A 23547-nucleotide genomic window follows, 5' to 3' on the forward strand; every position below is an offset into this window, starting at 1 on the left:
TGGCTGTGAAGAATCTTCGTTATCTCAATATATTTACCATATTAATTATATACACACTACTTATGTTTTACATCGGCTGGAACGGATGGGTTTGGCTTCATGCGGTATTTGGCTGGGAATCTTGGGGATATTATGCTTTTATAGTTGCATTTATTTCATATGCGTACATTCTCGTGCAAGTGTTTAAGTTTTTGCCATTTCTGCGAACGATAGGTTCGATTTGGTTTGCGGTTATACAATATGCGCTTATGCTGTTGCCATTAGCTAATATTATGGTCTTTCTTTTACAGTTTTCAGTAGAGAAAGAAGCGGCAATTATTTGGACAGGGGCGGCTGTGATAGCTGCATTTATCTTTATCTTTGCGTATGGAGTATTTAATGCGTATAGCCCGGTAGTAAGAAAGTACGAGGTGCACATACCGAAAAAGGTAGAGGGGCGTAAAAGTTTACGCATTGCGATGGCTTCTGATATGCATTTCGGTAAACTGTCTGGCGTTTCGCATTTAAAAAGACTTGTTCGTCATGTAAATGAGATGGAGCCCGATATTATTTTGCTACCAGGTGATATTATCGATGATCATCCAGGTGTGTTCATTCAAAAGAATATGGGACCAATCATGAAACAAATGAAAGCACCATTAGGCGTATATGGTGTTTTAGGGAACCATGAATACTACGGTAGAGCGGTTCCAGAGTTTTTACAAGAGATGGATAAGATTGATATTCGTATTCTTTTAGATGAAGTAATTACAATTGAAGATGACTTTTATCTCGTTGGAAGAAGAGATAAAACAGAGCGAGATCGTCAAAGCTTTGAACAATTAATGAGTACGGTAGATAAATCGATGCCTGTTATCGCAATGGATCACCAGCCATTTGAGTTGAAACAAGCAGCAGCGGCAGGTGTAGATTTATTATTATCCGGTCATACACACCGCGGACAAATGGCGCCCAATCATATTGTAACGAGAAGAATGTACGAGCTAGACTGGGGATACGCACAAAAAGGCGCGTTCCACGCAATTGTTTCTTCTGGATTTGGATTTTGGGGACCACCGCTTAGACTTGGAAGTAGGTCGGAGATTGTGCAGGTAGAAGTTACATTTGAATAGGGGTTATGAAATAGAGAGCTGATGGCTCTCTATTTTTTTAAATAAAAACAAATAACAATAAATATTTATGTTGGTGCTAATTTCATAAAAGAGATAAGATTATAAGACTCGATTAAAATAAAGGGGGATTTTAAGTGATCATATCAGATGTACTATACGGAGAATTTGAAGTGGATCAAGTAGTAGAAGAATTAATTTCAAGTAAGTCTATGCAAAGACTAAAGGGAATTCATCAAGCAGGCGCAAGTTACTTAATGAACGAGAAATGGAATGTAACGCGCTTTGATCATTCAGTTGGTGTTATGTTATTAGTGAAAAAACTAGGTGGTTCAGTAGAAGAACAGATTGCTGGTTTACTACATGACGTATCACATACTGCTTTTTCCCATGTGATTGATTACGTTTTTGATAATGAAGATGAAAGTTATCATGAAGAGATATTTAGTTCTGTTGTGAAAAACTCAGAAATTCCAGCGATCCTTGCGAAGTATGGTTATAACTATGAAGATATTTTATTAGATGATTCGAAGTGGACGTTACTGGAAAGGTCAGCGCCCGAATTATGTGCAGATCGAGTGGATTATACGTTACGAGATATGTATACATATGGGTATGTTTCTTTAGAAGAAGTTCACAGTTTTTTAGAGGATGTCATCGAAGTAAAGGGGGAAATGGTTCTGCAAAATATCGAAATAGCGGAATGGTTTACAGAAACGTATTACAAGGAAGTAATCGATTTCTTTATGGAACCAATGAATATTTACGGAAATGATATGTTAGCGAAAACGTTAAAGGTAGCTCTTCATAAAAGGATTATTCATGCAGATGATTTTCTTCTTGAAGATGAGGAGCTTATTTCGAAATTGCAGCAATGTACTGATTCAGAAGTACATGCTTTATTAAGAAAAGTTCATCCGAATGTAAAAGTAAAAGAAGATAGAAACGATTATGATTTGTATCAGAAAAATAAAGTCCGTCTCATTGATTCTCCATTATTTCGTGAAGGTGAAGTTGTTCCATCGTCTGTTGTGTCGGAAAAAATAAGACAGATGAGCGAGGTCGCTTATGAAAAAGCGGTGAGAGGGATGTATGTGAAAGTGATTTCGGATTAAAAAGGAGAGCATATCTTTGCTCTCCTTTTCCTCATCACTGATCAAACCAATTCCAAACCTCAATATCCCCAAGAGTCGCATAACGCACATTCGGTGAGTTTTGTAATTTCAATAATTCTTTCGACGGGCCAGTAATGACCATGCCGTATACTTTAACGCCGTTATCTTTTATATACTGATAGCGCTTATCTAAGTTCAGATCCTTTTCACGAGTCCAAGTCGTTTTACTTACAGTTTCTTTATTTATAGAAAGAATGCGCATCATTTCGATTACTTCATCTTCTTTTGTGTGTAGTTTTTTTGTTTCATTTTCAGGAAGATTTATATGTTCTCGAAATCCGATAACTTCTCCGCTATGCAAGAGAAAATCGTCTTCATTTATTCTTTCTTGTCCTGTGTCTAAGGCGTACCATAAAGGAGTTGGTGGCATTTCTTGTGCTTCAAATGCGCTATATAGAATGGATTCGACTTCTTGTAAAGTGTAAACTTTATCGAAAGATATCGCTAATTCTGCAACGGTACCCTCATGTATCTTTCCAAGTGTATCCCAAACTTTTTTAGATGATTCTTTCAAAGAAGCTTCTTCCTTAATTTTTGGATGAACAAAGGAAAGTTTTTTTGAATAGGCTCTGTTTTCCCAAGATTGATTTGTGACAGTTACAGATGATAAGAAACTACGCATTGTTACTGTACCAATTGGAAATTCTTTTTTACCGATCGTTTTATATAAATCCATTTCAGTTTCTGTACGAAAGAAAGGTTTAACCTTCGTATTTCCTCCAGCGGAACGACTATTTGGCATTGTTGCTTCTATTGCGAGTGCTGGTATATCATCCACTTTCCGGAAGTTTTTCATTTCGTTCGAATAGAAGTAAAAGGAAGATGCAAAATGACCAACAAAATAGATTGCTATACAAACAGCAAGGACAAAACTAACGGTTTGCCAACGCTGTTTCCATTTTATTTTCCAAAACGGGACTTTTAGATTTTGTGGTGGTAGTCTTTTCTTTATCGGTTCACTTTTTGAAAGCAAATCATCTAAGTAATCGTCACACTCTTCACATGTTTCAATATGACTTTCTAACCGCTCTTGTTCATCCTGCGTGAGCGTTCCGTTTTCGTATTTCTCCCATAGTTTTTTAAACTTTGTACAACCCATCCTAATCACTCCTTTATGCCTTGTGTTTCTTTTCGTCCCCTGTGTAATTCAATTTTCACTTTCGCTAGTGAGAGACCAGTCATCTCTGCTATTTCCTTATACGAGAATCCGTAGTAATCTCGTAATAGTAGAACATTTCGTCTTTCAAGGGGAAGCGAAGATAAACTGTCTAACCAACTAGCAATCTCATGTTTTACAAAATAAGAGTGTTCTGTACTTGGTACGTTTGGTAAATGGAATTCTTCCACTGTCGTTGTTTTATATCTTTTTTCTTTTCGATACCAATCGATAAAGGCGTTGTAGGCAATTGTAAATAACCACGGCCTAATTTCTTCTCCTTTATAATAGTCAATATGGATGAGCATGCGGTAAAACGTTTCTTGCATGAGATCTTCCGCGTAGTGAGAATCTCCGGTTAGGGAGAGAAGATAGCGAAATAAATCTTGCATGTGCTTGGAGTAAATGTCTTCTAATGATTGTTTGCGTTTCACTACATTTCCCTCCCTTCATACATAACAACGAAATACATATCAAAAAGTTACATTTGTTTTTAAAAATATAGTAAAAAACGTCAAGAATTGGATAGGATTCTCTTTTATCATAATACATATAAGGCGGGTGAACAGAGATGGAAAGCTATGAAACACAAATTCAAAGGTCAATTGATTATATTGAGGAAGATGTCATGGAAAAACAGACGCTGCGTAATTTAGCACGTATTGCAGGTTTTTCTGAGTCGCATTTTCATCGTGTATTTCAGGCGTTAGTAGGTGATACAGTAATGGAGTATGTTCGAAAGAGGAGGTTAGCCCGGGCAGCTTATCAACTTTCTCATACGGATGAAAAAGTTATTGATATCGCATTTGAGCATGGCTTTCAATCTCACGAAACGTTCACGAGAGCCTTTAAGAAATTATTTCAAATGACACCGAGTGAATATCGAAAACAAGAAATTGAAACACCGATGTATTACAGCGTGAATGTAAAGCAAAGAAAATTAAATCCGTATTTAGGAGGCATACAAATGGAATATCGTATTGTAAATAAACCAGAATTTTTAATGGTAGGTTATGAACTGAAGACGACAAGTAAAGAAGGGAAAAACCATCAAGACATCCCAGCATTTTGGCAAGAATATTTACAAAAAGATCTTGGAACAACGATTCCGAATCGTAAAGATACGAGCCAATGGGTAGAGCTTGGATTATGTACTGATTTTAATTTAGAAACAGGGGACTTCACTTATATTATCGGAATGGAAGTTACAGACTTTGAAAATGTACCAAATGAAATTGCAAAGCGTACTTTCCCTGCAGCAACATATGCAGTATTTACAACGCCGAAAGTTCCTCATAAAGAAATGGTATCGTCTATTCACCAAACTTGGAATGCAGTATTCTCAGAATGGTTCCCACATTCAGGGTATGAACATTGCGGAGTTACAGAGTTTGAACTGTACGATGAGCGTTGCCACGAAGATAAAAGTGAGTTCGCTCAAGTAGAACTTTGGATACCGGTGAAGAAAAAATAATAGGGTAAGAGCGAATCATTGGGAGATGGTTCGCTTTTTTTATAAGTGGATTGTTAAATTTGTATTGTTTTATCTGTAATACATATGAAAATGGTAAAATAAAATAGCAATTAAATATTGCGGGTGGAAGGTTATGCCCTTTCTTCATTTGGTGAAGAAAGGAGGTGTAATCGTATGGAATTTTTTTTGCAAATTTTGTTGGAAATCACAAAAACTATAGCTAGAGAAGGTATAGTTTTGGGATTTAAGAAATTAACGGCAAAAAAGCGCAAAAAGAAGACCACCCGTCTGCCTGCGAAGCGTGGGAAGTCTTCTAAGCTCAAATAAGCTTTAGTTGCAACCTTCCACATTACGGTAATTGGTTGCAGTGACGGGGTGTTGGAAGCACCTCGTCTACTTCATTTTATGCAAAACTTAGTTAGTTTATACTTCTATTTATAGTATAACAGTTTAGAAATGTATTTGTTAATAGTTTTATTTTTACTTTGTATAGTAGAGAGGTAGGTTAGTATTGTCGGTTTTTGTCGGTAAGTCGATATATCTAGAAAATCGCTGATATATTTTGAATTGCGCCGATATAATTCGAGTTGCGCTGATATATTCAAAAAATCGCTGATATAATTTCATATACCGCTAAAACACCTCAAAAAAAAACGATCTGCATAATTTCAATTACCGAAAAACTCTCCCAGAAAAGAAAAAAAGACGCCACATAGCGTCTTTCTTACGAACGAAACGGAAATACAAGAATAATCGTCGTTCCTTTTCCGAGTGCACTATCAACGGAAATTGTTCCGTTATGAGCATGAACGAGCTGTTTTGTAATGGCTAGGCCAAGTCCAGTTCCAATGTTGCTTTCTTCTGTGTTTGTTCCGCGGTAATATCGTTCAAATAGAAGTTCTTTCGTTTTTTCATCCATTCCTTTTCCATCATCTGAAATGGAGAGTGTAAAGGAATTAGCGTTTTGTGATAGTTTTACGATGACAGTAGTTGTTTCGTTATTATGTTTTACCGCGTTTACGAGTAAGTTTTCGATAATACGCTGAAACCATTTTTCTTCAATGAAATATTGAATTTTATTTGAGCTCGGTACGAATTCAATATTTTGATTTTGAAGTGTTGGATTATTAATAAATTGCAATAATACTTTTTGGACGAACTGATTGATTTCAACGTTTACGTGTTGGGCAGGAAGGCTGTTATTTTTTAATTGATACGTTAAGCTTAAATCATCAATTAATGTCGTCATATATTGAGATTTCTCTTTCATAACACTACCAAATTGCTGAATATCACGATCAGTCCAGTTATATTGATTCGATTCGAGTAATAATGCGTAGCCATATATAGAGCTAAGTGGTGTTTTTAAGTCGTGTGTTAGACCGGTAATCCATTCTTCTCGTGTTTGCTGGAGGACTTGCCTCATCGCATCATTTTTTTTGAGTGTAATAGAAAGGTGTTCTAGTGAACTTGTTACATCTCTAAACAAACGGAATGACCATTTTTCTTTACCAGATCGCCGGAACCTGACGGGTTTTCCTTTTTTACTAATAGGTTCTTCATACTTTCCACCAGCGATATTTTTAAGCCAGCGCATCGCATGTAATAACGGTTTCCCGAATTTATTACCGTACCAAATAGAAAGAATGACTAAATAAACAAATACGATAAGAAGGATTAATCCGCATCCGATGAGAAACTTCTTAGTAAATACATCTTCAATTTCGTCATCTGGATAGTAGTGCTCATTTTTTGCAGTTACAACGAGAAGGTTGCCACTATTTGCATCGTAAAAGCTAGACGTGTTTTCTTTATGATTCCATGGTTCTTTTGCGTTAAGAGCAGCTTGTATGGCAGAAAACGTTTTTTTCTTTCCATTTGGATAGGAGAATACTTCTTCGCCGCCACTATTAAAGATTTGAAGAGTAGCCTTTTCTTTAGAAAGTAACTGTTTTTCTTCTTCTGTTAATGTGAACGTATCTGTAGATACAGAAGGGTGCTCTTTCTGGATCGTTTTCAGTAATACATTGCTTTTTAACATACCGCCATAAATAACAAGTACGTTCTTTTCTTCTAATTCTATTTCCCAATATTTAAATGTATAAGGGCTTTCTATATGATTCTGTATATACGAGAATAATGATGCTTTCGTATAAGATGTTGGCACGTCACTAGGCGTATTAAAGTGATAGAGAACTTTTCCGTTTTCCTCCACAACTTGAATCCAATCATTTTTCTCTTTAATTAAGTCTTTTACTTCAGCTTTTAACGAAATATCACCATCTTCTGAAGAGATATATCTTGCAATCATAAAATTATCAGAATCTGGAATGTTCGGTTCGTATGAAGTACTCGTAACAAGAAAAATTAAATAAGTAAAAGCAGCAACTACAGCGATAAGTAATGTAACTAAAACAAAAACGTGTTGCATGATAAATTGAATAATAAGTCGTTTATTAAAATTCATATCGTCACCCTACTTTGTAACGAACTTATAACCAAGCCCGCGAACGGTTTTTATATATTCTGGTTTACTTGGATCGTGTTCAATTTTTTCACGTAGTTTTCGAATGTGGACCATAACAGTGTTGTCATCGCCATTATAGGCAGGTGCTCCCCAAACTTTTTCATATATTTCCTCTTTCGAAAATACGTAGTTCGGATTCTCGCAAAAGAAGAGTAGTAGTTGAAAGAGTTGAGCAGAACATTCGACAATGTGCCCATCTACTGTTAGTTCTGCAGAGTGCTGATCAATTTCAAATCTTCCAAATGAAATTGAGTGTGATTTTTGTTCGTGGGGTACGGTTTGTTTCATATGTCTCCGAAGCTGTGCTTTCATACGTGCTACTACTTCTAATGGATTAAATGGTTTCGTAATATAATCATCTGCACCGTATGAAAATCCGGATATTTTATCTAAATCAGATGCTTTTGCTGATAGGAAGAAAATTGGACAATCTGTTTGTTGGCGAATGATTGGACAAATATCAAAACCAGATTGTCCAGGAAGCATTACATCTAAAATAATTAAATCGTAATTGTTTTGCTTAGTTAGAGATAAAGCTATTTCAGCTGATGTTGCAGTTGTAATATGAGAAAAGCCTTCTTTTTCAAGAATGGTAGTTAGTAATTGTAAAATTGCTGTTTCATCATCAACGAGTAAAATATTTGCTTGGTACATAAATATCCCTCCTAATTTTCTCGAATATCATATCATCATTTTGTAACTTATGGAATTTTTAAGGAAATTTTAAGGTTTTCTTTCGCAAAAAATTAAGAATCAAATGATATGATAAAAGTAACATAGGGGAGGAGATGAGTGTGAACCCGTTTCAAGTGATGCGAGCTAGATATTTTTTAATTGTATTTGCACTATTAATTTTAATAGCGAGAAGTAGTGGCGATTTGCTAACAAGTATATTTCATATACAAAATTCTTCTTTTATAAATATCCTTATATTCTATATCCTTCCGATGGTATGGATTTCTTATGAGTATAGAAAGCACCACATTTCATTTTCATTATTTGTTAATAAAAATGAAACATTTAACTTGGTACAAGTTTTATACATTACGGTTATGTTATGCATGTTTAGTTACGGGTATCTTATTTTGTATATGTATAGTTTTGCATGGATTACACCGGACTTTATTATGAACGCCCTGCATGAACCAATTGTAGATAGTACTGGGGGATATGTATCTCAAGTCATTAGGGTCGTATTCATCGCACCAATTATCGGGGAGTTTGTTTTTCGCGGATTTTTACTTCAACGTTTTGCAACAAAATGGGGAACGAGCATAGCGACCATCGTTGTAGCAATATTGTTTGCGTTGTTACATGTTGATTTCCTCGGTGCAGCCATATTCAGCATCGTATTGTCAATCGTATATATTCGTACGAAAAGTTTACTCATGCCAATTGCAATACATATGTTAAACAATGCATTTGTAATAGGTGCGTCTTTTCTAATAAGTAGAGAAAAAATTATGAGTTTTGCCGATTTCTCAAATTATACGACATTCTTTCCTGGACTTATTATTTTTATAACAGGATTAAACTTAGTACTTATCTTTTTATTTGTTAATCGCAAATATTGGAGTAAAGAAGTGCCAGTTATATATGCAGAGCAGAAAAAGAGCTTTTCAGATGTAGTCGGGAGTAAATAAGATGAAGAAGACGGTTGAAAAAATATTAAAAGACATTATAGATTCTACGTCTATTACAGATATGTGTGATAGAAGTGTTTGTCATTGGCTTCAACCTGTAGTAGATACGATTGTGTTTCCAGAGTATTACGTATTTTCTAGTACTCATTTAAAAGAAAATATTATTTCTCTTCTTATTGTGTTCGGGGTTTTACTAATATTTGGTCTAATTGTAGAAGAAATGATGAAGCGCATCTTCAAAAAGAATGAAGAGAAGTATATGTGGATTCATAAAGTATTCGAGAAAGTAATGGTGGCTTTCCTTTTGTTTTATGGTATAAAAACAATCATTTACTTTATAGCTTTGAAACATCATTAATTCGAAATTTGAAAGGGATGTATAAAATTATATGAATGAAACGATATCATCAAATAAGTTTTTTTATTTGATTTTACTTAGTCTAGTGTTAATAACGACAGTGAATGTTATTTTGCGCTGGGAGGAAGCTTATTTTTTCATGTATTTAGCGCTCCATTTGCTAGGGATTTTATGTATAAGTGGTGGAGTCGTTACTGAAAAAAAGAATGAAGAAAGCGTTAACTATATGTGTGTGATCGGTCTTGTTTTACTTTTAGCCGTACAGGGTATTATGAAATATAGTTCTTTCTCTTTACAAGATTTTAGTTTATTAATAGATGTACTTCCTTAAAGAGGCTTTTTATTTTATCTAAAAAGGAAGTAGGGTACGTGTTGGTTTGTAAGTGTACGGATTGTGAACCGAAGAAAGTGTTTAAAGATAGGTAAAACTCTTCTTATGTAGAAGAGTTTTTTTATGTAAATAAAAAGATCCAAAGCAATTCACATAATAAGCTTGTTCTAATTTAGCGTGTACGAACTTACAATAATAATAGACAGGCAGCATAGAGGAGGGAATAGCGTGAGGAAGGTTATCGGTTGGTCGCTTTTTTTGTACGTTGGATTTGCGTTACTTATATATTGGTATTTATTTGGATGGAATCATGAACTTATTCCGGACATGTATAAGGGAACGAGTGCAGATCCAGAAACGTTTATGAGTGCTAGAGAGCTTACGCTAAGCCAAGATTATTCGCGCGTGAAAAATTTACTATACTTTTTAGCGACGCCTCTTGAATGGATTATTTTATTATTTGTACTTGTGCTAGGTATTTCAAGAAAGTTTGAGAAATGGTCGAAGGAAACGACTAAAATAAGTGTTTTGCAAGTTGCGATTTATTTCTTTTATTTATCATTATTGACAACAGTGCTTGCCTTACCGATGCAATGGATTGGCCGGAAAGTGTCCGTTGATTACGGCATTTCAACACAAAGTACACAAAGCTGGATAAAAGATCATGTTATCGGTTTTTGGGAAAGTTATGCGACTATGTTAATCGTAGTTACCGTTCTATTATGGCTTATCCGTAAATTTCCGAAGAGATGGTGGCTCGCAGGATGGGCGCTCTCTGTTCCATTTACAATCTTTTTAACATTCATACAGCCTGTCGTTATTGATCCGCTTTATAACGACTTCTCGACGCTGAAAAATAAAGAATTAGAAACGAAAATTTTAGCGATAGCAGACAAAGCGGACATTCCTGCTAAACACGTATATGAAGTAAACATGTCAGAAAAAACGAATGCATTAAATGCTTACGTAACAGGAATTGGTCCTAACGCCCGTATTGTAATGTGGGATACAACGCTTAAGCAGTTAAAAGATAAAGAGATTTTATTTATAATGGCTCATGAAATGGGGCATTATGTTATGAAACATATATATTTTGGCGTTGCAAGTTATGTATTGCTATCGTTTATAGGTATGTTTTTAATTAGTCGTATTATAAATATGTGTATTCGCAAATGGGGAGATACATTGCAAATTTCAAAAGTAGCATGTTTCTCCATTTTACCTTTATTTTTCTTAATTTCTTCTGTACTCTCTTTTGCAGCACAACCAGCAACAAACTACGTTTCACGTATAGAAGAAAGAGCCGCAGATCAATATGCTTTAAATATGACGAAGGACGGGAAATCTGGTGTGAAAACTTTTCAATATTTATCAAAAACAAGTTTAAGCCAAGTAAATCCGCCTGCGTTAGTAAAATTTTTCTTATACACGCACCCACCAATTTTTGAAAGAATTCATACGTTTGAACAATATGAGAAACAAAGCAAAAAGGAGTAGCATGATAGCTACTTCTTTTTTTATAGGGATATAAGTTTGATATTGGGAATATTTATCATTGCTTTTTATTGCGATTTTGTAAATAATAAGCTATAAAATTCTAAAAATCTATATATAAAGGAATAAAGGTGGAAAAATGTATTTTTTACAAAATTTAAAAGTGAAATATAAATTATTGTCGCTTATTTCATTAGCAGTTTTAGGTATGGTAATTATGAGCAGTGTAGCAATTAGTTCTATTAATAAGATTAAGCATGATACAGAGGTTGTAGTAGATGATTATCAATATTCTGCAATTTTATTAGAAGGAATGCTTCGCACACAAAATTCACTAGAATATAATTTATTAGAATTAATTACGGTATCACAAAATGAAGTGGCAAATAAAGAGGGAATAATTGATAATATTGAAAAGGATCTTAAAAAATATGATTCTTTATTAAAAGAATATGATGATGGTTTTAATTTAAGTAAGCAAGAGGATGAACTGTTTCAGAAGATGAAGAAATCTTTGCCAAGTTATAAAGATACATATAAAAAATTATTTGAAAAGGCGAAGGCAACAAACGAGCCACAAATGGTAAATGAATTTGAGAAGGAATTAAAACCGAAGGGAATAGAGTTAGCTGGTTATGCAGTGGATCTAGAATCGTATGTTTCAAATTTAGCTGACCAAGTATTTAAAGATTCTCAAAAAATGATTGATCGTTCCGTTATTACCTTTATCATTCTTGTAGTAGTTACTACAATCGTTATATGTATAGTAAGTTATATTATTAGCAAGCTTATAGTTGCTCCTTTACAAACGGTTAGTCGTATGATGGAAAGAGCGAAAGAAGGAGATTTAACCGTACATGGTGATTATACTGCTAAGGATGAATTAGGTATATTAGTAAGTAATTTTAACGAGATGATTGCAGGGCTAAGAACAAATATGCAAGAAGTAGAGAATAATATTCAGCTTTTATTCCAACATGCAGACGGAGTAGTATCTGCATCAGAAGTATCTAGTAGTGCAGCGAAGAAAATCACTATGGATATTGAAGAAGTTGCAAATGGTGCAGAGAGTCAAATGCAAGCAATGGAACAAACTGCGGGTGCGATGGAAGAGTTGACGCAAGGAATGCAGAGTATAGTCAATACATCATCCTCTGTAAATGAATTATCTGCTCAATCAGCATTAGATGCAGAGAATGGTAACAAATTAATGAAACAAATGATTCAACAGATGGATACAATCCAAAATTCGGTACATAGCGGTGTGAAACAAGTAGAGACTATGAAAGAACAATCAGAAGAAATTGTTAAAATCATTGATGTTATGCAAGGTATTACCTCCCAGATTAACTTATTAGCATTAAACGCCGCAATAGAGGCTGCACGTGCTGGTGAAAGTGGTAGAGGATTTGCAATTGTGGCAGATGAAGTGCGGAAATTAGCAGAACAATCTAGTGATTCTGCAAAACAAATTGAGAATCTTATTACTCAAGTTATGGGAACAACGAACCATACGGTACATATGATGGGGAAAGTAGATAATGAGGTACAGGCAGGTACACAAGTAGTAATGCATACAGAAAAAGTATTTGGAACAATTACAGAAAAAGTACAGCAAGTATCTGAGCAAATTCAAACGGTATCTATGTCTACAGATGAAATTGCAGCGAGTAGTGAGGAAATCTCGGCTTCTGCAGAAGACATGGCTCAAATTTCCCAAAGATCATCTGACCGAACTGATAGGGTAAAAGAGTCTATTCAACAGCAAGAAAAATCTGTTCAAGAGATTTCGGTTTCAATTGAACATATGCATAACGCAGCAGGAAAATTAAAACAAATAGTTGCCCAATTTACTCTTCAAAAGTAGTAGCATATTTGAGTGTTAATAAATATAAAAAAATCATCCTCTTTTAAGAAAAAAGGATGATTTTTTTATCCCGTTATTTGCTGGGCAGTAAGACCCCCACCTCAAAATTCAGCGGAAAATGCTACCTCTGAAATATAAACCATGAATATAGTAATCTCCATTAGGCATCTCCTTTAGGTGCCAATAAAGGGAAGTTATAAAGTGAAAAGGAGTTTATAAAGAGATTGTAGAATGTTTTAGTATATAACACCTTAGATGTGACAACTTCCTTTTTGAAAAAGAAAGAAGGGGGTATAAAGCAGAAAGGTAGTGGAAATATTTCTTCTAGAAGATTTGCATTTTATCTTACATTCACAAAAAAATAGTACTCCTGAAACAATGAAGTTCATTTTATTTGAATGAAATAGGGAGAGAGGATAATGAAGAAAAAAATATTGGGTGTAATGATGATTGCGACAATGGCAGGAGGTATATTTGCAGGGGCGAATGTGACACCTGTAAAAGCGGAAGAGTATCCAAAAATGATTGTGTTTGAAGATGTTCCATACGGATTTTGGGCATATGATGCTATTATGGATTTAGCGTATCATAAAATTATATTAGGGTATGGAAACGGGAAGTATGGTGTTGGCGATCTTATAACACGTGAACAAGTAGCTGGGAGTATTTACAGAACACTTGAGATAAAAGAAGAAGGGCCAGTAGCGAATCCATATAAAGATGTTTCTGATAGTACAACCACTTTTAAAAAGGAAATTTTAGCGTTAACAAAACGTGGTGTTTTTACAGGGAATGGCCAAGGGGATTTTAGGCCGAAAGCACCAATCTCTAGAGCGGAAATGGCTGTCATTTTAAAACGAGCATTTAATTTTGAAACGAAACAAAAACATACATTTAAAGATATTCCAAAAGGTCACTGGGCAGAAGATGCAATTAGTGCGTTACAATCTAATAATGTTGTGAGAGGAACTGGGAATGGCATGTATGAATTAAATCGCCCTGTACCTAGAGAGCAATATGCTCAGTTTATTAATAATGCGATTATTAATTATCATTTGAAAGAGGATTGGAAGTAGAGTGAAATATGAAAGCACAAATAGAAAAATTTGTGCTTTTTTGTTTGTTTAAAAAAGAATTATTATTCGTATTTATGTATTTTTATGGTTATAAACAAGCTTTATAATCAACCCGATGAAAAAGACATGATGTGTAATATGATTCACAAAACCGTCACGAAATGTGTCGGAAAATATATTGTCACTATACCATTTATTCTGTATATTTTTAAAAAAACATATACATATTGGGGAGATAATTTGATGAGCAAAAAATTATTAAAAACAGCTACAGCATTAACAATTATGGGTGGGGTGTTATTCTCAGCAGAGAGTAATAGTGTAAAAGCGGAAAGTGCACCGTTGCAAAAAGCAAATACAATTGTATTTAAAGATGTACCAAAAGGACATTGGGCATATGAGGCAATTCATGAATTAGCGGAACAAGAAATAATTTTGGGATATGGCGATGGAATATTCGGTTTTGGGGATAATGTAACACGTGAGCAAGTTGCAGCTTTAATTTACCGTGTGTTTGATATGGAAGAACAAGATGAATATGAAAACCCATATGGAGATATCGATGAAAATTCAACAAGCTTTATCGAGGAGATATTGGCTCTAACGGAAATCGGAATTTTCCAGGGAGACGAGAATGGAAACTTTAGACCGAAGGCGACGTTAACGCGTGCGGAAATGGCACAAGTTCTTACGAATGCTTTTGACCTACAGGCAAAGGGATCTCATAACTTTAATGATGTTTCAGCAAATTCATGGGCAACGAATGCAATTAGTGCAGTACAAACAAATGGTATTACAATGGGAATCGGAGAAGGTAAATTCGGTCCGTCTATGAAGGTAACGAGAGAACAATACGCATAGTTTTTACATAGAGCAATATTGCATGATATGGAACAAGGGCAGTAATAAAGTTTAACTAGTCAAAGTGAAATTCAAAAATAATACAAAAAGGTCGTTGTTGTATAACAGCGGCCTTTTTTGTATGAAATAAAGCGCGAAAGAATGGCGTTTTGAAAAAAAACGAAATGAATTTTCAAAAAAAACTTCCTTTTCTGAAGATTTGTTATATAATATAAAACATGAAATCAAATCTGTTATAAAACAGTTTAAGAAGGGGATGCTAATATGTCGACGCAAACTTCACGGGTTACACTCGTTGGAGAAATGTTACCAGCGTACAGCGAAATATTGACACCTGAGGTGCTTAGTTTTTTGAAGGAACTACATGAGAATTTTAATGAGCGCCGCATAGAACTTTTACAAAAACGTGTAGAAAAACAAAAGAGAATTGATGCAGGGGAGTTTCCGAAGTTTCTAGAAGAAACAAAACACATACGTGAAGCGGATTGGACAATTGCCAAGCTGCCAAAAGACTTAGAGGATCGCCGTGTAGAGATTACTGGACCGGTAGATAGAAAGATGGTCATTAACGCTTTAAATTCAGGAGCGCATCTTTTTATGGCGGATTTTGAAGATTCGAATTCACCAACTTGGGAAAATGCAGTGGAAGGCCAAATCAATTTACGAGATGCAGTAAAGGGAACGATTTCACATGAAAATGATAAAGGGAAAGAATATAGATTAAATGAGAAAACAGCTGTACTCATTGTACGTCCAAGAGGATGGCATTTAGAGGAAAAGCATATGCAAGTTGATGGGAAAAATATGTCGGGTAGCTTAGTAGACTTCGGCTTGTACTTTTTCCATAATGCGAAAGCTCTTTTAGCAAAAGGGAGCGGCCCATACTTTTACTTACCGAAAATGGAAAGTTATTTAGAAGCGAGATTATGGAATGATGTATTCGTATTTGCTCAAAAATATATCGGCATTCCAAATGGAACGATTAAAGCAACTGTGTTACTGGAAACGATTCACGCTTCGTTTGAAATGGATGAAATTTTGTATGAGCTAAAAGATCATTCTGCTGGCTTAAACTGCGGAAGATGGGATTATATTTTTAGCTTTTTAAAGAGTTTCCGTAATCATAATAAATTCTTACTACCAGATAGAGCACAAGTCACGATGACGGCGCCATTTATGCGTTCGTATTCTTTGAAAGTAATTCAAACATGTCACCGCCGTAATGCACCAGCAATTGGAGGAATGGCGGCACAAATTCCGATTAAAAATAATCCAGAAGCAAATGAAGCAGCTTTTGAAAAAGTGCGTGCTGATAAGGAACGCGAAGCTTTAGACGGTCATGACGGGACTTGGGTTGCCCACCCTGGACTTGTACCGGTTGCAATGGAAGTGTTTAATCACATTATGAAAACACCAAATCAAATTTTTAGAAAACGTGAAGAAATATGTGTAACAGAAAACGATTTACTAGAGGTACCGGTGGGAACGATTACAGAAGAGGGCCTTCGCATGAATATTAGCGTAGGTATTCAATATATTGCATCTTGGTTAAGCGGACGGGGAGCAGCACCCATTTATAACTTAATGGAAGATGCGGCAACAGCTGAAATTTCAAGAGCACAAGTATGGCAATGGATTCGTCATGAAGGTGGAAAACTAAATGATGGTCGTAATATTACGCTTGAATTAATGGAAGAATTAAAAGAAGAAGAATTAGCAAAAATAGAAAGAGAGATTGGTAAGGAAGCCTTTAAGAAAGGGAGATTCCAAGAGGCGACAACGTTGTTTACAAATCTCGTTCGAAATGATGAATTCGTACCATTTTTAACATTACCGGGTTATGAAATTTTATAAAAAATGAAAAGGGGATGGAACAAATGAAAAACGAAAGAATCGAGAAGTTACAAGAAAGCTGGGAATTAGATGAGCGTTGGAAAGGGATCACACGTCCATATTCGGCAGAAGATGTAATTCGCCTGCGCGGGTCAATTGATATTGAACATACGTTAGCGCGTCGTGGTGCTGAGAAGCTTTGGACATCGCTTCATACAGAAGACTATATTAACGCACTTGGCGCATTAACAGGAAACCAAGCGATGCAACAAGTAAAAGCTGGGTTAAAAGCGATTTACTTAAGTGGTTGGCAAGTAGCAGCTGATGCAAACCTTTCTGGGCATATGTATCCAGACCAAAGTTTATATCCAGCGAACAGCGTACCTGCTGTAGTAAAACGAATTAATCAAACGCTTCAACGTGCGGATCAAATTCAGCATATGGAAGGAAGCGATGATACAGACTATTTCGTACCGATTGTAGCAGATGCAGAAGCTGGATTTGGTGGGCAATTAAATGTATTCGAACTGATGAAAGGTATGATTGAAGCAGGTGCATCAGGTGTGCATTTTGAAGATCAATTATCTTCAGAGAAAAAATGTGGCCATTTAGGCGGAAAAGTACTACTACCAACGCAAACAGCAGTACGCAATTTAATTTCTGCACGCCTTGCAGCAGATGTAATGGGAGTGCCGACAATTATCGTTGCAAGAACAGATGCGGATGCAGCTGATTTAATTACGAGCGATATTGATCCTGTTGATAAAGCATTTATTACAGGAGAAAGAACACCAGAAGGGTTTTACCGTACGAATGCAGGTCTTGATCAAGCAATTGCGCGCGGTTTAGCGTATGCACCGTACGCAGACCTCGTTTGGTGTGAAACGTCAGAACCAAATTTAGAAGATGCAAAACGATTTGCGGACGCAATTCATAAGGAGCATCCAGGGAAGCTACTTGCATATAACTGCTCACCTTCATTCAACTGGAAACAAAAACTAGATGAAAAAACAATTGCAAGCTTCCAAAAGGAAATCGCATCTTACGGTTACAAGTTCCAATTCGTAACACTTGCTGGATTCCATTCATTAAATTACGGTATGTTTGAACTAGCACGTGGCTATAAAGAGCGCGGCATGGCAGCATACTCTGAACTACAACAAGCAGAATTCGCAGCTGAAAAACATGGCTACTCTGCAACACGTCATCAACGCGAAGTAGGAACAGGTTACTTTGATGAAGTGGCACAAGTGATTACAGGCGGAACTTCATCAACGACAGCGTTAAAAGGATCTACGGAAGAAGCACAGTTTACGAAATAAAAGGAAGGGGCACCTTTTTGAAAGGTGCCCCTTGTTATTTTCTAAACGATTCGAAAAGAGAGATTGAGTTGTCGGCAAAAAACGATACTAACTTTTCTTTATTACTAAATCAACTCCACTCAGCCCTATGATCACGAATAAACTTCATATCTTTCTCATAATGCTCTAGATGTCCTTCATCGATCATTCTTTGGAAATTCAAGTCGCCTTCTTGAGCTTTTCGTTTCATATATGTACATAACCCTTCTAATCGAAGCAACACCATTCCTAAGTAATCTTCATCCATATTTTTATCATAGGACTGAACGAACAAATTCACTCTCTCTTTAATACGATCTGCATGTTGCGATGAGTCATAATGAACGGCTTCACCGGATTCAGTATAATACACTCTACTTAAAGGCACACAAGTATAGAGTGTATAATCGATATCCCATAGTCTTGGACCAGGAGCAGCAACATCGAAATCAATAATCCCTACTGGCTTCTCATTATTAAAAATAATGTTATATATGGCAAAATCATTGTGACATAAAACCTCAATGTTATTTGGAGTATGATCCATCGGTTTCCAATCAGCTAATAACGGAAAATCACTTACAGCATCATGGTAAAGGCGGAGCATCTTTGCTATTTTTTTTAATACATCATTAGATCGCATATATTCTTTTAAAGGATAATTGCCTGCTTCTCCTTCAATAAAGGATAAAATCTCTCTATCCTTTTCATCTACACCTAAAAACTTTGGAGCATAATGAAATCCTTTGTTTTCTAAATGTTGCAATAGCTTATGAATCTTTTCACTGCCTGGCTTTAACTCTCGCCGAACAGTATTTTCAGAACGATATACGCTTGAGACGTTTCCCCCTGTTAGCCTTTCTTCTTTAGCGTAGTTTGACATGTGAAAATTCCCCCTGTGATTAAAAAATCCAATTCCAAATAGTGAATAGACCAACAACGGCAGAAAAGAGAAGGGAAGCAAGCAATGCTAGACAGCCAAAAGGAACTAGCTTATCTTTCCATGTTTCTTTATACTCATAAATTAACTCCTCTGCTACTTTCTTCTGCACTGAAGATAAAGGTTGATCTTTATACAAACCTTTTATATGGTTAGAATCACCTTTAAACTTTAAAGCACGTGCAATATGATGAGGACTATTTCCCATTGATTTTTCAAATAATAAACATGATTCATGCATAATATCTGTTTTATGCTCTTCTAGATACCAGTAACGTCCAGCCATTTCTGGATATTGTAATTTATAATAAATATCTCCGAGTTGTTTTCGAAGATGTAATTCATTTGGGTATGTAAAGATGAGGCCATGCAACCTATCTCTTGCTTTTCCAAGATTATTATTTTCAATATCCTCTTCAATTCTTTTTAATGTTTTTTTAGGAATTTTATTGGTCATAAACTCCTCCTTATTTAGAATAGAGATAATTATATTTTATAAGAAATACTAAAAATTAGAAATTCTATTTTCGAAAAAGATTGTACATTTTATTTTAATGTGCTATGATGATGTCAGTTGAATAGTTAAATTAAGCAATCCATATGTTATCAAGTGCTGAAAACGAACGAGAAAAAGTATGTGAGAACTAGTTTATGTTTCGTATTTGATAATGTGTGGATTCTTTTTTTAGACAGGAAGACTAAAAAATTTAAAATTTGTATTTTCTTAGGAGGAAATAATTATGGCAGTAACAGGACAAGTAAAATGGTTTAACAACGAAAAAGGTTTCGGTTTCATCGAAGTTCCAGGCGAAAACGACGTATTCGTACACTTCTCAGCAATCGAAACTGACGGTTTCAAATCTTTAGAAGAAGGTCAAAAAGTTAGCTTCGAAATCGAAGATGGTAACCGTGGACCTCAAGCTAAAAACGTAATCAAACTATAATTTTATAGTTGATGATGGAAAAAAGGATGGCTAATGCCATCCTTTTTTTGTTGTGGAGAAAGTTTTTTTAGAGCCTGTTTTTATATCTAAATCTCTTTTTCGATGTTACAACTGGTAAAAAATTATCTGGAATGCGTATTAGTTTCTGTAGAAGAATTAGTTCAGCAAGAGCATTTGCTGCGTATGATAGTAAATAACTATAAATTTGTATTCTCTGTTGAAATAGGGAAATCTTTTCCAGATAGACCTTGAGTAACATCTTTTTTGTTAGCGTTGTTGTTGGAATTTTGTACGTTTTGAGATGATGTTTCTAACAGTTGTTCTTGTTCCTTACTAGGGGTATTCAGAGCATCTGAGGGAATGCTATTAACCTGCTGATTTAATGGATTTTCTTTATCCATAGTATACAACTCCTTTGTAGAATTCGATAAAAAGCAATGTAATTATAAATAGCTACTTATATATATTGTGTTTTTGAATGACATTATATACAAAACTTATATTGCAAAGTTAACTAATTAACGAATTGTTAGTGATGGATAAAGATGTACAAATTTTAATTTTTTAATAAAAATTAAAAGCGGGTAACAAGTACAAATACTCTTTCTCATGTTTTATATAAGGATCATATTACAAATCAAAAAAGATGTAGAGAACCTTGGAAGAAAATATAGTCGTTTTTTAGGGGGAAGAAGAATAAATAAAATGATACTACAAATGTAAAAAGGCATTCCATAAAGGAAGGCCTTTTATTGTTCTTGCCCTGATTTTTTCTTCTCACGTTTTTTACATTCTGGACATTTTGATTTACGAAACGGTTTGGCAAAGAATAGCAGAATTAAAAATAAACCGAATATAATACTAGCTGAGTTTTTCACGATAATGACGCTACTATTTTTCATTTGAATCGATGGTTGGATCTCTTTTTCTGCCATAGTGGCCCTCCATATATTGGATTTACATTTTAATTATAGCAAAGTTAGTTGTTGTAATGATGTGAAATGAGGAATGGATAATAAATATTTATAGGTAGTATAAATGCTGTTTTTATAACTTTAAAATTAATTAATTTCTATATTGTGATTTTATTGTTTAACAAATGTTTGATAAATGATAAAAAATTGTAAAAAAGCGAAACTTGTAAGCTATTTCCTTTTCATAGATGCTAAAATTATATATGCAGCTGCTAATATAAATGGAAAAAAGGAGATAATGGAGTATGGAAAGTAAAGTGGAACGCTATGTCGAAAATTATGTTGTAACGAAAAATACGATGGCCTTACTTCCTGTTATTCTAAGTGAAAAGAAAATTGTTACGCGAGTCGTTGAAATGAATGATTCTTTTTTCGTATTTCAAAAACCTCTAGATATTATAGAAAGAAGTTGCCGCAAGCATGGCTCTAGTTTCTTAGGCAGAAAAGAAGGAACGAAAGAGTTAACTCATATTACACATAAAGCACCGATTGCGATTAGTCCAGCAGATCAACTTTATTTTTTCCCTACCTATTCTTACTCTAGAAAAGAGTGCGCTTGGTTGTCTCATTTTTATATTGAAAGTAATAAAGAATTAGAAGATGGAAATCTTATTATTAGATTTATAAATGGCTTTGCTGTGAAATTAGAAATATCAAAAACTAGTTTTGAAAATCAACAAAATCGTACAGCGAAATTACGTACTGAATATGAAGATCGTAGGAAAAAACAAGGGAATCCTTGTTTTAAAGAGGTCGATAAAAAAGAGGAATCAACATTAAGACCCGCTTATGAGAAGGTGTATTTTGTGAAGGAAGGCGAAGTGTGAAAGGATGGGGGAATCCCCATTCTTTTTTTGTTTGTCAGTCAGTCTTTGTAGATAAGGCGATATATTAGAAAAAACGAGTTGTAATTGATATATTTAGAAAATCACCAGTATAATTTCATTTACCCATAAAAACCGAAAAACAATCTAAATAACAAAATGAACGACACGTCCTGTCGAATATTGATAGATTATCATAGCTAAATAATGAAGGAATTCTTATGAAAGATATGGAAACTTTAATAAATACATCTCCGTATGTCGTATCTACCATTTCCTCTTTCATATAAGCAATGATACAGTAGGGATAGTATTTAGAGTAAAGGGGTAAAGTGTAGAATGGATTTTCAGACAATCAAAGAGTATTTTTCACCAGAAAATATGGATCATATTGTTGAGAGTTATAAAGCGTTCGGACCACTTCTTGGTATTGGTTTACCGATGATAGAGGCGTTGATTCCAGCATTACCGCTTATTGTATTTGTACTGGCGAATGCTGTTGCATTTGGCTTTTGGCTCGGTTTTCTTTATTCATGGCTTGGATCAGTAATGGGTGCATTACTTGTCTTTTTCATCATCCGCCATTTTGGTCGCAGTCGTTTCTTTTCGTTTGTAAATAAGCATGAGAGAGTACGAAAAGCAATGGGGTGGGTTGAAAGGAAAGGATTCGCACCGATTTTTGTTATATTTTGTTTTCCGTTTACACCGTCAGCGCTAATAAATGTTGTCGCTGGTTTATCCCGAATTAGTGTAAAACAGTTTGGTCTAGCGTTAGCATTCGGAAAACTTGTGATGATTTTTATTTTAACGTATATCGGTCATGATTTAATGTCATTTATTCATAATCCAGTGAAATCAGTTATTGTAGCGATTGGTATTTTTATTTTATGGTATGTCGGTAAGAAAATCGAAGTAAAGTTAGAACTACATTAAGAATAGTCTTCTTTGTAAAGGAAAGCTTCAGTATTAAAGGATAAGGGGAGAAGCAGATGAAGAAAACTTTGAAAAAAGAAGGCATAGAGTGGATACGAACAATTTTAATTGGTGTATTATTAGCTGTATTTTTTCGAACGTTTTTCTTTTCAACGTATGTTGTAGAGGGGAAGTCAATGATGCCGACATTGCAAGATGGCAATATGCTAGTTGTAAATAAGGTGAGTTATCAAGTTGGGGACTTGAACAGATTTGACGTTGTGGTATTTCATGCGAATAAAAAAGAGGACTATGTAAAGCGGGTTATCGGTTTACCTGGAGATCATATTGAATATAAGCAGGATAAGTTATATATAAACGGTCAATTTATTGATGAGCCGTATTTAGAGAAGTATAAGAAAGAGATAAATGGAAGGCAACTAACAGGCGACTTTACATTAGAAGAGTTAACGAAAGAAAAGCTGGTGCCACCCGGGTTTATTTTTGTAGTAGGTGATAACCGGCTCGGGAGCTGGGATAGTAGACACTTTGGCTTTGTAAAAGCTGATACAGTTGTCGGTAAAGTTGATTTGCGATATTGGCCAATTCAAGAGGTGCAAACGAATTTTTCAAAAGGTTGATATAATGAAGTAGAAGTATAGAAAAGACAAACAACTCAGTTTGTCTTTTTTCGTGTACTATAATACAA

At 34.9% G+C, this 23547-nt stretch carries 25 protein-coding genes and 1 pseudogene; 18 read left to right on the forward strand and 8 right to left on the reverse strand.

The genetic code is table 11. The features are described from left to right. The first annotated feature begins 5 nt into the window (after positions 1–5). Positions 6–1112 carry a metallophosphoesterase gene (locus MKY21_RS05760; RefSeq protein ID WP_000793735.1) on the forward strand — a complete coding sequence of 369 codons (1107 nt, stop codon included), beginning with the start codon at positions 6–8 and terminating at the stop codon, positions 1110–1112. 134 nt (positions 1113–1246) lie between these two features. Beyond that, positions 1247–2224 (forward strand): HD domain-containing protein, encoded by a 978-nt coding sequence (locus tag MKY21_RS05765; RefSeq protein WP_044796107.1) that lies wholly within the window; start codon positions 1247–1249, stop codon positions 2222–2224. Positions 2225–2258: 34 nt separating this feature from the next. Here MKY21_RS05765 and MKY21_RS05770 read toward each other — a convergent pair whose 3' ends face one another. Both MKY21_RS05770 and MKY21_RS05775 read right to left on the reverse strand, forming a co-directional pair. After that, positions 2259–3383 carry an anti-sigma factor gene (locus tag MKY21_RS05770; RefSeq protein WP_000501953.1) on the reverse strand — a complete coding sequence of 375 codons (1125 nt, stop codon included), beginning with the start codon at positions 3381–3383 and terminating at the stop codon, positions 2259–2261. 5 nt (positions 3384–3388) lie between these two features. Further along, complete coding sequence (locus MKY21_RS05775) at positions 3389–3874, reverse strand: RNA polymerase sigma factor (protein WP_000823986.1); 486 nt, start codon at positions 3872–3874, stop codon at positions 3389–3391. Between the two features lie 137 nt (positions 3875–4011). Here MKY21_RS05775 and MKY21_RS05780 point away from each other — a divergent pair, with 137 nt between their 5' ends. After that, positions 4012–4914 carry an AraC family transcriptional regulator gene (locus tag MKY21_RS05780; protein WP_000446847.1) on the forward strand — a complete coding sequence of 301 codons (903 nt, stop codon included), beginning with the start codon at positions 4012–4014 and terminating at the stop codon, positions 4912–4914. Positions 4915–5088: 174 nt separating this feature from the next. Then, positions 5089–5241: a hypothetical protein gene (locus MKY21_RS05785; RefSeq protein ID WP_033693817.1), complete on the forward strand. Its 153-nt coding sequence runs from the start codon at positions 5089–5091 to the stop codon at positions 5239–5241. A gap of 397 nt (positions 5242–5638) precedes the next feature. Here MKY21_RS05785 and MKY21_RS05790 read toward each other — a convergent pair whose 3' ends face one another. Continuing rightward, entirely contained in the window at positions 5639–7381 is a 1743-nt protein-coding gene (locus tag MKY21_RS05790; RefSeq protein ID WP_061113668.1) for a sensor histidine kinase, read from the reverse strand. 9 nt (positions 7382–7390) lie between these two features. After that, positions 7391–8095 carry a response regulator transcription factor gene (locus tag MKY21_RS05795; RefSeq protein WP_029442109.1) on the reverse strand — a complete coding sequence of 235 codons (705 nt, stop codon included), beginning with the start codon at positions 8093–8095 and terminating at the stop codon, positions 7391–7393. 140 nt (positions 8096–8235) lie between these two features. Here MKY21_RS05795 and MKY21_RS05800 point away from each other — a divergent pair, with 140 nt between their 5' ends. The 10 genes and pseudogenes from MKY21_RS05800 to aceA all read left to right on the forward strand — a co-directional run bounded on the left by MKY21_RS05800 (position 8236) and on the right by aceA (position 18226). Beyond that, the gene (locus MKY21_RS05800) at positions 8236–9084 is read left to right on the forward strand and encodes a CPBP family intramembrane glutamic endopeptidase (RefSeq protein ID WP_001067986.1); all 849 of its coding nucleotides are present in this window, start codon (positions 8236–8238) and stop codon (positions 9082–9084) included. Position 9085: 1 nt separating this feature from the next. After that, entirely contained in the window at positions 9086–9442 is a 357-nt protein-coding gene (locus MKY21_RS05805; protein WP_016117406.1) for a hypothetical protein, read from the forward strand. Positions 9443–9473: 31 nt separating this feature from the next. Then, entirely contained in the window at positions 9474–9773 is a 300-nt protein-coding gene (locus tag MKY21_RS05810) for a DUF2101 family protein (protein ID WP_001006050.1), read from the forward strand. A 228-nt stretch (positions 9774–10001) separates the two neighbouring features. After that, positions 10002–11270 (forward strand): M48 family metallopeptidase, encoded by a 1269-nt coding sequence (locus MKY21_RS05815; protein ID WP_001233318.1) that lies wholly within the window; start codon positions 10002–10004, stop codon positions 11268–11270. 136 nt (positions 11271–11406) lie between these two features. Next, positions 11407–12186, forward strand: a pseudogene (locus MKY21_RS31145) (MCP four helix bundle domain-containing protein); the annotation flags it as partial. Between the two features lie 156 nt (positions 12187–12342). After that, complete coding sequence (locus tag MKY21_RS31150) at positions 12343–13134, forward strand: methyl-accepting chemotaxis protein (RefSeq protein ID WP_406940645.1); 792 nt, start codon at positions 12343–12345, stop codon at positions 13132–13134. Between the two features lie 419 nt (positions 13135–13553). Next, on the forward strand, positions 13554–14210 hold the full coding sequence (locus MKY21_RS05825; protein WP_341075712.1) for an S-layer homology domain-containing protein: 657 nt from the start codon (positions 13554–13556) through the stop codon (positions 14208–14210). A gap of 138 nt (positions 14211–14348) precedes the next feature. Beyond that, positions 14349–15071 carry an S-layer homology domain-containing protein gene (locus MKY21_RS05830; RefSeq protein ID WP_341075713.1) on the forward strand — a complete coding sequence of 241 codons (723 nt, stop codon included), beginning with the start codon at positions 14349–14351 and terminating at the stop codon, positions 15069–15071. A 264-nt stretch (positions 15072–15335) separates the two neighbouring features. Then, positions 15336–16925 carry a malate synthase A gene (aceB, locus tag MKY21_RS05835; protein ID WP_000107347.1) on the forward strand — a complete coding sequence of 530 codons (1590 nt, stop codon included), beginning with the start codon at positions 15336–15338 and terminating at the stop codon, positions 16923–16925. Positions 16926–16948: 23 nt separating this feature from the next. Continuing rightward, entirely contained in the window at positions 16949–18226 is a 1278-nt protein-coding gene (gene aceA / locus MKY21_RS05840) for an isocitrate lyase (protein WP_000787346.1), read from the forward strand. A 109-nt stretch (positions 18227–18335) separates the two neighbouring features. Here aceA and MKY21_RS05845 read toward each other — a convergent pair whose 3' ends face one another. Beyond that, positions 18336–19127 (reverse strand): phosphotransferase, encoded by a 792-nt coding sequence (locus MKY21_RS05845; RefSeq protein ID WP_341075717.1) that lies wholly within the window; start codon positions 19125–19127, stop codon positions 18336–18338. A 19-nt stretch (positions 19128–19146) separates the two neighbouring features. After that, positions 19147–19641 (reverse strand): DUF6584 family protein, encoded by a 495-nt coding sequence (locus tag MKY21_RS05850; protein ID WP_087966126.1) that lies wholly within the window; start codon positions 19639–19641, stop codon positions 19147–19149. 283 nt (positions 19642–19924) lie between these two features. On the opposite strand from MKY21_RS05850, the gene cspA reads away from it, so the two are divergent. Continuing rightward, positions 19925–20128 carry an RNA chaperone/antiterminator CspA gene (gene cspA, locus MKY21_RS05855; protein ID WP_000301518.1) on the forward strand — a complete coding sequence of 68 codons (204 nt, stop codon included), beginning with the start codon at positions 19925–19927 and terminating at the stop codon, positions 20126–20128. A 197-nt stretch (positions 20129–20325) separates the two neighbouring features. Here the strand turns inward: cspA and MKY21_RS05860 are convergent, their stop codons facing one another. Both MKY21_RS05860 and MKY21_RS05865 read right to left on the reverse strand, forming a co-directional pair. Beyond that, on the reverse strand, positions 20326–20529 hold the full coding sequence (locus MKY21_RS05860) for a hypothetical protein (RefSeq protein ID WP_000356922.1): 204 nt from the start codon (positions 20527–20529) through the stop codon (positions 20326–20328). Between the two features lie 348 nt (positions 20530–20877). Further along, the gene (locus tag MKY21_RS05865; protein ID WP_137074726.1) at positions 20878–21063 is read right to left on the reverse strand and encodes a hypothetical protein; all 186 of its coding nucleotides are present in this window, start codon (positions 21061–21063) and stop codon (positions 20878–20880) included. 284 nt (positions 21064–21347) lie between these two features. On the opposite strand from MKY21_RS05865, the gene MKY21_RS05870 reads away from it, so the two are divergent. From MKY21_RS05870 to lepB, 3 genes are all read left to right on the forward strand, one after another. Next, entirely contained in the window at positions 21348–21929 is a 582-nt protein-coding gene (locus MKY21_RS05870; RefSeq protein WP_000444439.1) for a competence protein ComK, read from the forward strand. A gap of 336 nt (positions 21930–22265) precedes the next feature. Continuing rightward, a complete protein-coding gene (locus MKY21_RS05875; RefSeq protein WP_000347518.1) occupies positions 22266–22859 on the forward strand; it encodes a TVP38/TMEM64 family protein in 594 nt (197 codons plus the stop codon). Positions 22860–22915: 56 nt separating this feature from the next. Next, positions 22916–23479 carry a signal peptidase I gene (lepB, locus tag MKY21_RS05880; RefSeq protein WP_000751910.1) on the forward strand — a complete coding sequence of 188 codons (564 nt, stop codon included), beginning with the start codon at positions 22916–22918 and terminating at the stop codon, positions 23477–23479. Positions 23480–23547 lie beyond the last annotated feature (68 nt).

This window comes from Bacillus sp. FSL R9-9497 (assembly GCF_038005805.1).
Classification (GTDB): domain Bacteria; phylum Bacillota; class Bacilli; order Bacillales; family Bacillaceae_G; genus Bacillus_A; species Bacillus_A cereus.

What these genes read in the sequence shown, in the direction of transcription:
- MKY21_RS31150 (WP_406940645.1), top strand. Translation starts at nt 12,343, where the DNA reads ATGCAAGCAATGGAACAAACTGCGGGTGCGATGGAAGAGTTGACGCAA.
- MKY21_RS05860 (WP_000356922.1), bottom strand. Translation starts at nt 20,529, where the DNA reads ATGGATAAAGAAAATCCATTAAATCAGCAGGTTAATAGCATTCCCTCA.
- MKY21_RS05825 (WP_341075712.1), top strand. Translation starts at nt 13,554, where the DNA reads ATGAAGAAAAAAATATTGGGTGTAATGATGATTGCGACAATGGCAGGA.
- aceA (WP_000787346.1), top strand. Translation starts at nt 16,949, where the DNA reads ATGAAAAACGAAAGAATCGAGAAGTTACAAGAAAGCTGGGAATTAGAT.
- MKY21_RS05865 (WP_137074726.1), bottom strand. Translation starts at nt 21,063, where the DNA reads ATGGCAGAAAAAGAGATCCAACCATCGATTCAAATGAAAAATAGTAGC.
- MKY21_RS05770 (WP_000501953.1), bottom strand. Translation starts at nt 3,383, where the DNA reads ATGGGTTGTACAAAGTTTAAAAAACTATGGGAGAAATACGAAAACGGA.
- cspA (WP_000301518.1), top strand. Translation starts at nt 19,925, where the DNA reads ATGGCAGTAACAGGACAAGTAAAATGGTTTAACAACGAAAAAGGTTTC.
- MKY21_RS05795 (WP_029442109.1), bottom strand. Translation starts at nt 8,095, where the DNA reads ATGTACCAAGCAAATATTTTACTCGTTGATGATGAAACAGCAATTTTA.
- MKY21_RS05830 (WP_341075713.1), top strand. Translation starts at nt 14,349, where the DNA reads ATGATTCACAAAACCGTCACGAAATGTGTCGGAAAATATATTGTCACT.
- MKY21_RS05790 (WP_061113668.1), bottom strand. Translation starts at nt 7,381, where the DNA reads ATGAATTTTAATAAACGACTTATTATTCAATTTATCATGCAACACGTT.
- aceB (WP_000107347.1), top strand. Translation starts at nt 15,336, where the DNA reads ATGTCGACGCAAACTTCACGGGTTACACTCGTTGGAGAAATGTTACCA.
- MKY21_RS05805 (WP_016117406.1), top strand. Translation starts at nt 9,086, where the DNA reads ATGAAGAAGACGGTTGAAAAAATATTAAAAGACATTATAGATTCTACG.
- MKY21_RS05785 (WP_033693817.1), top strand. Translation starts at nt 5,089, where the DNA reads ATGGAATTTTTTTTGCAAATTTTGTTGGAAATCACAAAAACTATAGCT.
- MKY21_RS05780 (WP_000446847.1), top strand. Translation starts at nt 4,012, where the DNA reads ATGGAAAGCTATGAAACACAAATTCAAAGGTCAATTGATTATATTGAG.
- MKY21_RS05850 (WP_087966126.1), bottom strand. Translation starts at nt 19,641, where the DNA reads ATGACCAATAAAATTCCTAAAAAAACATTAAAAAGAATTGAAGAGGAT.
- lepB (WP_000751910.1), top strand. Translation starts at nt 22,916, where the DNA reads ATGAAGAAAACTTTGAAAAAAGAAGGCATAGAGTGGATACGAACAATT.
- MKY21_RS05845 (WP_341075717.1), bottom strand. Translation starts at nt 19,127, where the DNA reads ATGTCAAACTACGCTAAAGAAGAAAGGCTAACAGGGGGAAACGTCTCA.
- MKY21_RS05870 (WP_000444439.1), top strand. Translation starts at nt 21,348, where the DNA reads ATGGAAAGTAAAGTGGAACGCTATGTCGAAAATTATGTTGTAACGAAA.
- MKY21_RS05875 (WP_000347518.1), top strand. Translation starts at nt 22,266, where the DNA reads ATGGATTTTCAGACAATCAAAGAGTATTTTTCACCAGAAAATATGGAT.
- MKY21_RS05810 (WP_001006050.1), top strand. Translation starts at nt 9,474, where the DNA reads ATGAATGAAACGATATCATCAAATAAGTTTTTTTATTTGATTTTACTT.